This window comes from Geobacillus sp. DSP4a, assembly GCF_013096875.1.
In the GTDB taxonomy this organism is placed as follows: Bacteria; Bacillota; Bacilli; order Bacillales; family Anoxybacillaceae; genus Geobacillus; species Geobacillus thermophilus.
This window is the reverse complement of record NZ_SDLD01000151.1, coordinates 1-868: the sequence shown is the minus strand read 5'-3', so window position 1 is coordinate 868 and position 868 is coordinate 1. Positions and strand designations below refer to the sequence as shown.

The following is an 868-nucleotide window of genomic DNA, read 5'->3' as shown; positions in this document are numbered from 1 at the left end:
TTTTTTTACCATCGCTGGTCGTTCCGTATCACGTTACACGTAGATGCTCTCATCCATGCCCAATCCCTGCAGAATCCTTCGCTGATCAGGGGTAAGGGAGCGATCCAGTGAGCGTTGGATGCGCCCATCCGGCAGCTTGAACAGGACGACGTTCACATATTGAAACAGCTGAAAAATCGCCTGTCCCGTCGGCCGGGTCAGCTTGCGGCCTCCAGGACCCTTCAACGGGTGTTCTGGAGTAATAAACTGACGCACTCGGCGCTGAAAAACGCGGTAAATAGCCAAGGCCAACAGAAACAAATAGCCTAATACTGCGACCCGTTCTGGTTTTTTGACGTAAATCTCATCCGTGAAAAACGGATCTTTCAAAAAAGCGAAGTTCATTTCCACCGAGATCTGCCCTTTATACAGCTTCAAGATCTCTTGGGCATCCATGGGTTGGCCCTTCCATTCCTTCGGAACGGTCGTGACAAGGACAAACCGGGACGCTTTCCGTCTCGCCTGTTCCCACGCGTCTTGGTCGAATTCGACGTCAAGGTGCAAGAAATACAGCGTCTCCACCTCGGGTTCCGCCCCTTTTTTCGGCCGTCCGCGCCGTTTTTTCAGGCGTACGATCTCTTCGACCGCGGCCTCAACCCGATGAAACCGGGGGCGAAGGGACGCCTTGAGGGACGCCAAGGCTTGTTCGGCATCTTCCCGGCAGGAGAAGGGGTGACGCTCCCAACGGGCTTGTTCCTCGCGAAGAAGCTCCGCTTCTTTGGTTCGTTCTTTTTCAAGCGTCTTTCCTTTTCGCTGGTCGAGCGCGCTCGATTCAACAACGATCAGCCGAACGGGGTGGCCTTCATACGTCGAGGCCGTTTCCCATACC

Annotated in this window: 1 protein-coding gene; it reads right to left on the bottom strand. The window is 54.5% G+C overall.

Annotated elements, in window-relative coordinates; genetic code table 11:
- Positions 1-33: 33 nt before the first annotated feature.
- On the bottom strand, positions 34-868 hold an 835-nt coding region (locus ETC02_RS16745), incomplete at its 5' end, for an IS1634 family transposase (RefSeq protein WP_171698458.1).